At 72.9% G+C, this 7,698-nt stretch carries 6 protein-coding genes and 1 pseudogene; 4 read left to right on the plus strand and 3 right to left on the minus strand.

Features of this window, described 5'->3' with window-relative positions; translation table 11 throughout:
• Positions 1-255: 255 nt before the first annotated feature.
• From G6R25_RS19015 to G6R25_RS27860, 4 genes and pseudogenes are all read left to right on the plus strand, one after another.
• Positions 256-1,725: an NERD domain-containing protein gene (locus G6R25_RS19015; protein ID WP_235949069.1), complete on the plus strand. Its 1,470-nt coding sequence runs from the start codon at positions 256-258 to the stop codon at positions 1,723-1,725.
• Entirely contained in the window at positions 1,726-2,448 is a 723-nt protein-coding gene (locus G6R25_RS27855; protein ID WP_235949071.1) for a 3'-5' exonuclease, read from the plus strand. It abuts the gene before it with no gap.
• A gap of 119 nt (positions 2,449-2,567) precedes the next feature.
• Positions 2,568-4,343: an SDR family NAD(P)-dependent oxidoreductase gene (locus tag G6R25_RS19020; protein ID WP_163554051.1), complete on the plus strand. Its 1,776-nt coding sequence runs from the start codon at positions 2,568-2,570 to the stop codon at positions 4,341-4,343.
• Between the two features lie 503 nt (positions 4,344-4,846).
• Positions 4,847-5,173: pseudogene (locus G6R25_RS27860) on the plus strand (amidohydrolase family protein); the annotation flags it as partial.
• Positions 5,174-5,260: 87 nt separating this feature from the next.
• Here G6R25_RS27860 and G6R25_RS19030 read toward each other — a convergent pair.
• The 3 genes from G6R25_RS19030 to G6R25_RS25430 all read right to left on the minus strand — a co-directional run.
• Positions 5,261-5,572 carry a hypothetical protein gene (locus G6R25_RS19030; protein WP_163554053.1) on the minus strand — a complete coding sequence of 104 codons (312 nt, stop codon included), beginning with the start codon at positions 5,570-5,572 and terminating at the stop codon, positions 5,261-5,263.
• Between the two features lie 239 nt (positions 5,573-5,811).
• The gene (locus G6R25_RS19035) at positions 5,812-6,045 is read right to left on the minus strand and encodes a hypothetical protein (RefSeq protein WP_163554052.1); all 234 of its coding nucleotides are present in this window, start codon (positions 6,043-6,045) and stop codon (positions 5,812-5,814) included.
• Positions 6,042-7,698: tetratricopeptide repeat protein (locus G6R25_RS25430; protein ID WP_205447244.1), on the minus strand; the 1,657-nt coding region annotated here is incomplete at its 5' end. The genes G6R25_RS19035 and G6R25_RS25430, both read right to left, overlap by 4 nt.

The raw sequence follows: 7,698 nt of genomic DNA on the forward strand, positions 1-7,698 counted from the left end.
CTGACCGGGCTCTGACCGGGCTCTGACCGGGCCGCCGGGAAACCTGCGGCGCCAACGGCGGAACCGTCGGCGCCGCACGCTCCATCCCACGGCCGTGCACTCCTCCCGCGCACCTCTCCCCGCGCCGGCCGTAGCGAGGAATTGGCAGCTACAGGACGCCATCGACGGCAAACGCCGTCAAAGTTCCTATATAGGCATACCATTCCCGGTGACTCTCGGTCGGGAGGGGATGACATGTCACCAGGTCGGTCGGACGTGCCGGCTGAGCCGTCAGCGTTCGGTCAGGCCGTCCTGATCGGCATGGAGATCGACGGCGTCCAACGGCAGGTTCAGCACCTGACCGACCTGCTTCGCGAGTTACGCCGCAGCCAGCGGGCCTGGGAGTCGGGGGCGCAAGGAGAGCGCGACGTCGTCCGGGTACTCGTCGGGATGGACGACGCGGGGTGGCGGGTGCTGCCCGACCGCAGGTGGCCCGGCACCCGGCGGGCCAACATCGACGTGCTGGTGGTCGGCCCGGGCGGCGTCTTCGTGGTGGACGTGAAGAACTGGCGCGAGGCCAGGGTCGACGGCGGCCGGCTGTGGCGGGGCGACGAGGACGCCGAGGACGAGCTGCGCAAGGTGACCGATCAGACGGCGGCGGTCGAACAGGTGCTGGCGGATGCCGGCCTGCCACCGACCGAGGTGGTGCCGCTGCTGGTCCTCGCGGGGCGGCGCGGCACCGAGCAGCTCGACCGGGTGCAGGTCACCGGCGAGCTCGACCTCACCCGTAACCTGGTGCGGCGCGGGCTGCGGCTGGAACCCGCCGTCGTGGAACGGGCGCTGGCGTGTCTGGACGAGGCATGCCCGCCGATGCGGGGCACCGCCGTCGGCACTCGGCCGGTCGACTCACCCCGCCGGGCACGCCCGCCGCGGCCCGCCCTCACGCCAACCGTCCTCACGCCAACCGCCCTCACGCCAACCGCCCTCACGCCAACCGCCGCCGCGCCGGCTGGTGGGGCGCCGGCCCAGGACGGGCTGTTCAGCCGGGACGAGCTGTGGCGGGAGCTCGTCGACGCCGCGGCCCGCGAACCGATAGAAGCGTGGATGACCTGGCTGCACCCGATGCAGGCCCGGCTGGTCTGCCGCCGGTCCTCCGGCCCGGCCCGCATCCGCGGCGCGGCGGGCACCGGCAAGACCGTCGTCGCGTTGCACCGGGCCAAGTACCTGGCCGCTCGCGGCGACCGGGTGCTGTTCACCTCGGTGGTGAGCACCCTCGGGCCGGTCAACCGCGCGTTGCTTGCTCGGATGGCCCCCGAGCACGTCGGTCGTATCGATTTCACCACGGTCGACGTCCTCGCCGTTCGTCATCTCGATGAGCGGGGCGAGCGGGCCAGCTACCAGCAGAAGATCGCCGAAAACTACTTCTGGCTGGCGTGGGGGCGCGTCGGCCTCCCGTCGGTCCTGGGCCGGCTCGGCGTGGAACCGAAGTACTGGCTTGACGAGATCGCGACTGTCATCAAGGGCCGCGGCCTGACCAGCTTCGACCAGTACGCCGAGCTGGTCCGGATCGGACGCAGCATGCCGCTGCAGCCGACGCACCGGCGCGCCGTCTGGGACCTGTACGAGCACTATGAGCGGCTGCGGATGGCACGCGGGGTCCTCGACCGCGGCGACGTGCTGCTGCGGGCTCGTGACCAGGCACGGCAGCGGTCCGGCGGCGAGTTCGATGCTGTGATCGTCGACTAGGTGCAGGACCTGACCTGCGTCGGACTGCAGCTGCTGCATGCGCTCGTCGGGGACCGGCCCGACGGCCTGCTCGTCGTCGGGGACGGGCAGCAGTCCGTCTACCCCGGGGGATTCACGCTCGCGGAGGCCGGGGTGTCCGTCGTCGGTCGATCCACGGTGCTCGCGCGCAACTACCGTAACCGCGAGGCGATACTTCGGTACGCCCAGCAGGTGGTCGCCGCGGACAGTTTCGACGATCTTGATGTCGCCGGGGAGCGTGGTCGGCGCGACGTTGAGATCGATCGCCTCGGCGGCGAGATCCACGAGGTCGCCGTCACCGGCCCGGCCGAGCAGGCGTCGGCGCTGCGCGCTGACCTGGTCGACGCCCACGACGGCCGCGGGGTGCGCTACGGCGACATGGCCCTGCTCGCCCCGACGAACGACGCGGTCGCGAGCTGGGAGCGCATCCTGACCCGGGCCGGCATCCCGGCGGTGCCGCTGCGCCGCTATGACGGGAGGGCGTGCGACGCCGTGAAGATAGGCACCTACCACCGCTCCAAGGGCCTCGACTTCGCCCGCGTGTACATCCCGGACCGCAACCGCTTCCCACGCCCGCGCCGCGAGGCCGAGTCCGATGACGCCTACCGCGAGCGCGCCGCGTTGGAACGACGTCAGCTCTACGTCGCCCTGACCCGGGCCCGCGACAGCCTCTGGGTCGGCCTGCGGGAGCAGGCAACACGGTGAGCGCGGCCGGCGCCCGCAGGCCCGATGCCTGCCCCCAGCCAGTTGGTTGACGGTGAATTGTCTGCCTCATAGCGTGTGAGTGGCGTCACCTCTGACGGGACGGGTGGGAGGTCGGTCGGGTGCGGGACCGCGTGGCGATCGTGACGGGTGGCGGGGGCGGTATCGGTTCGGAGGTGTCGGTGGAACTTGCCCGGCGCGGCGCCACCGTCGTCGTGCTGGACAACGGCGACAGCCTGCGCGGCGAGCCGCTGGGGGAGCGCAGCGCCGAGGCGACCGTCCGGCGCATCGAGGCCGCCGGTGGGCGTGCCGTCGCCGCACCGATCTCCGTGACCGACGCCGCCGCGGTGCACGGGCTCGTCGAGGAGACCGTCGCGCGGTTCGGCTCGTTGGACATCGTCGTCAACACGGCCGGGATCCTGCGTTTCCCCCGCATCGCCGACGCCTCGGCGGAGGACTGGGCGGCGGTGCTCGGCGTCCACCTCGGCGGATATCTCAACCTGCTGGCCGCCACACTGCCGCGGATGCTGGCCGCCGGGTACGGCCGCATCGTGGGCGTCACCTCCGGCGTCGGGCTGGCCCGGACCTCGGTCGATGGCCCGGCCTACGGCAGCGCCAAGCGGGCCGTCGCCGCCCTGACCTGGCAGCTCGGCCCGGTGCTGCCCGCGGGGGTGGCGGTGAATGCGCTGTCGCCGATCGCCGCGACCAGGATGGTGACCGAGGGGCTCGTCGCCGTCGGCGCCGATCCGCGCGGCCTCGACCTGTCCGCGATGCCGCAGCCACAGCACATGGCCCCCGCCGCCGCCCGGCTGGCGAGCGAGCAGTTCGGCTGGTGCCGCGGGCGGGTGCTGTTCTCCGCCGGTTCGGAGCTGTCCCTGATCGCGCCGCCGCGCCTGATCGAGGCGGTCGCGACGGGCGGGGTGGGTGCCGCGGCCGCACTGGGCGCGCTCGTGCCGCTGGTGCTGGCGCCCGCGCAGGCGCAGCAGCGCTCGACCGGCGGCTCGAACCCGCGTTCCGGCCCGCTCGCGGCCGCACCCGTCGGCTCTGCGGAGCCCGCCGAGCGGGCCTGCCTGGTCGTCAGCGACGATCGCGCGCTCACCGAACAGCTCGCCGCCACGCTCGCCCCGTGGGGCTACGCCACCGCCGCGGCGCCGATCGGCGACACCGGGGCCGGCGACGCGGCGGCCGGCTTCGCCGCGGCTGAGGACGGCATCCGCCGGGCCGCGGCGAACACCGGCGCCGGGCTCGACGCCGTGGTCGTCATCCACGGCGCCCACGGGATCGGCGCCGACACGACCGTCGCCCCCGGGCTGGAGGCGGGCGGCGGCAGCGCCGAGCCGGGCGGGACGCATGGGGCGGGCGGGCCGGCGGGGCCCGGTGGCCCTGGCGTCGACTGGCGCGCGATCCTGGACAGTCATGCCGGGACGGCGCCGACGATCCTCGGGCACGCTGCGTGGGCCCGCGCCGCCGCACGGTACGTGGCGGCGACCGGACGTTCGCTGCGCGTCGTGCATGTCGTGCCCGCGGTGACCCCCGGCGCCCGCAGCGCCGCGCAGGCCGTTACCCAGCTCGCGCGTTCCGTCAACGAAACCCCGACCGGTTCGACCACTCCGACCGGCTCGACCGGTTCCGACGGCTCCGGGGGTGGGCTGGCGGTGTTCGCGGTCAGCGCGGAGAGCCCGCGCTCGGCCGACCGCGTCCCGCTCGTGGAGCTGGTGGCGAGTCTCGTCGCCGCGCCTGACACCGCGTCGCTGGCCGGCGCGGAACTCGTCGTGCGGCCCGGCTGGCTGGGCCTGCGCGCGCACCCGGCGCCGGCTGTCACCGCCTCACTGGCCGGCGCCGAGCTCGGCCCCTGGACAGACGACGCGCTGCGCGACGCCATCGCGCCGTTCGGCTGATCGCACCGTCCCTCGGGAGGCTGCTGTGGAACATCCAGGACGGGTCGTCGACGCCCACGTCCACCACTGGGATCCGGCCCGCACCGACTGGTATCCGTTCCTCGCCGCCGCCGACACCTCGCTTGCCGCCGTCGGCATGCCCGACGCCGACCGGATGCGTCGGCCCTACGACCAGCCGACGTTCCTCGCCGAGGCGAGCCGCTGGAACGTCGAGGCGTACGTGCATGTGACCGCCGCGCCGGAGCATTTCGTGGCCGAGACCGCCGAGATCGCCCGGCTCGCCAAGGAGACCGGCCAGCCGCGGGCGATCGTCGGCGGGGTCGACGGGCGGGACGGCGCCGCCGGGATCCTGGCGCAGCTCGACGCGCAGGCGGGTGCGCCGGGCCTGCGTGGCGTGCGCGCCAGCGCCGGCCTCGACCTCGACACCGACGCCGGACAGGCCCTGCTCGGCGCGCTCCAGGACCGCGGCCTGGTCTACGACCTCCGTCGTCCATCCGGAGGGGATGGAGGCGGCCGCCGCCGCGCTCGCCGCGTTCCCGGACCTCACCGTCGTCGTCGAGCACACCGGCTGGCCGTTGGCGCAGGATCCGGAGCATGCCGCGGTGTGGCGCAACGGCATGACCCGCCTCGCCGGGCTCGGCCCGCGGGTGCACTGCAAGCTGTCGGGCCTGGCGATGACCCTGCATCGCATCGACGTCGCATCGTTTCGGCCCTGGGTGGCGCACAGCCTGGAGGTGTTCGGCCCGGCCCGCTACTTCTTCGCGTCGAACTTCCCCGTCGACGGCATGTTCGGCAGCTACGACGACCTGTACGGGACGTACGCGCAGCTCGTCGACGAACTCGCCGCCCCGGCGCGCGACGCCCTGTTCGCCGCCAACGCCGCCCGGATTGAGCCGGCGGGCCGGCCGGTCGAGACGTCAGGCGGAGGCGCCGCTCTTGGGCCGGTCGGCGAGCAGGTAGGTCGTGGCTGTGGCGGCGGCGGTGAGGACGGAGGGCCAGGCTCCGAGCTTCTTCGCGAGCGGGTGGGCCAGGCCGAACGCCGCCGTGTACGTGCCGAGCAGTACGCCCGTCACCACGGGGCCGCGGGAGCGCAGCCAGGTGCGGCCGCAGACCGTGCCGGCGACGGCGAGGACGACGCCGGCGAGTTCCCGGCGCCCGCTGAGACGGGCGGCCGAATAGCCGCCGACGAGGCCGGCCGCGACGACGGGTGCAGTGGGTACCGATGCCATGGGCAGCACGCTACGCCGCCGCCTGGCCACCACCGCCGGGCCCAAAGTCGTCCGTAGCCGGACCGGGGGCTCTTGACAGCCTTGGCGTGCAGGTCCAGCCCGTGCCGCCGCTGCCGGGGGCGGGCGCGGCGGCGACCCACCCGATCGGGCGTCGGCGGCCTCGCGGCGTCGGTCGTCGAACCGGTCAAGTGTCGAACCGGTCGGGCATCGGCTGGTGTCAGGCGAGCATGGCGAGCGTCTCACTGCCGTACGGCGCGTAGCCGCGGTTCCGCGGAACCGCGGAACACCTTGATCGTCACCTTGATCGTCACCTTGAGGCTCGGGTGCGTCCGTGTCCACCCTGGCTCGACTGGCGAACGGATCTGATTGTCAGACATCATGATGGTCATGCGGATGGTGACGGCTACTGAAGCAGCCCGCAGGTTCTTGGATCTGCTGGATGCGATCGAGGCCGGCGAGACCATCGTCATCACGCGGGAAACCATCCGGCTGCCGAGATCAGGCCGGCGCGGCGGCGTACCGGAGCTGACCTTCGAGCTGCTCTCGCGGGCACGATGCCTCCGGACGGATCTTTCGGGGTGAGCATCACCGAGGCGGTCGACCTTCTGACCGCGGGCGGGGATGATCCGTGGGCCGACGGCTGACTCCTCGGCGCCAACATCCTCATCGCCGAGACCGGGCGAATCATTGTCAGCCGGGACGCCGAGGCCCGATTCGCGGATCTGCCTGGGGTTCTCGCCACTGCGCCGTGAGGGTCGCTCCCGCTGCAACTCAGGCGACGTCGTCCTCGCTGTTGTCGGGGGTCGGTGGCGGGGGCGCAGAGGTCGACGAGCCGGTCGATCGAGTCGGCGAGGTCGGGGCGGGAGGTTCGCAGCCGGCGCAGCCGGGCGGCGCCGGCCTCCCGCTGCACGTCGGTGCCCTCCTCGGTGGCGTCCGCGATGAGCATGGCGGCCTGCTCAGGGTCGCCGGTGAGCAGCAGGTGGACGCCGAGCACGAACCGGCCAACGAACGGCAGCTGTAGGACGGCGGTCGCGGTCAGCAGCCTGGCGAGCGTGGGAGCATCGCCGGCCGAGGCAGCTGTCATCGCCTCGTCCTGGGGGACGGCCGGGTCGAGGATCAGGTCGTAGACGTCGTCGATCGAACGGGTTCCGGCGAGGTCGAGGATCGCCAGGTGCTGGGCGGACGTCGGATCCTCGGCGTCGCCGGCGAGGACGGTCCGGGTCCGCGGATCGGCGAGCAGCTCCGGATGCTCGGCCAGGTAGCGGTGCGACTCCGTCCAGGTGGGGGTGTCGATCCAGCCGCGCAGGAGCGTCCAGAAGCGGTCGTCCTCCCGGTAGCGGGCGAGCGTGGCGTCGAAGCCGTCAGCGGCGATCTTGGCGAGGATCGTCATGAGGTCGCGCAGTGCTGGGTTGTCGGAGTGGAGGTCAGCGAGGATGCCGAGTTCCGTGTGGGGCTCGGGTTTGAGTAGCGCGCGGCCCGCTCCAGCGAGGAAGTTCTCCTGCTCCGCCCAGCCGTCGGCCAATACCCAGGTGTTGAACAGCTCGATGGTGGCATCCGCCACGGGATGCGTCGCCCACGGCGGCAGCTGCGAGGTGAGGTTGCCGCCGACCGTTTCGGGGGCGGAGGCAATCTCGGTGGCCGCTTGGCGCAGGAATCCGCGTGCCTCGCTCCGGTGACCCGAATCCAGGTCGCTGTCGATGAGCCGCGCTGCCCGGACGAGGCCGTCCTGAGCACCGCGCAGGTCGTTCCGATTCGCCAACCAGCTTGCCCGCGCGAGGACAAGTCGGCCTCGAGCGCCGGCCGGAAGCCGGTCATCGGAGGTGTCGAAGGCGGCGATCGCCTCGTCCATCCGCCCGGCGTCTGCCAGGAAGGTGGACAGGTTGTTCAGTGATCCGGCCAGGTTGGGGAGGAATGCGGCGGGGTTGGCGTCGGCGAGCTGCCGGTAGAGGTTTGCGGATTCCTGGGCGGTGTGTAGTGCTTCGGGTCTTTGCCCGGCGTCTGCCAGGAAGGTGGACAGGTTGTTCAGTGATCCGGCCAGGTTGGGGAGGAACGCGGCGGGGTTGGCGTCGGCGAGGCGCCGGTAGAGGTCTGCGGATTCCTGGGTGGTGTGTAGTGCTTCAGGGCCT

Origin of the sequence: Candidatus Frankia alpina (assembly GCF_902806485.1) — a bacterium.
In the GTDB taxonomy this organism is placed as follows: Bacteria; Actinomycetota; Actinomycetes; order Frankiales; family Frankiaceae; genus Frankia; species Frankia alpina.

Bases quoted from the DNA above. Each gene is read 5' to 3' on its own strand.
- G6R25_RS19030 (WP_163554053.1), bottom strand. From the start codon at position 5,572: ATGGCATCGGTACCCACTGCACCCGTCGTCGCGGCCGGCCTCGTCGGC.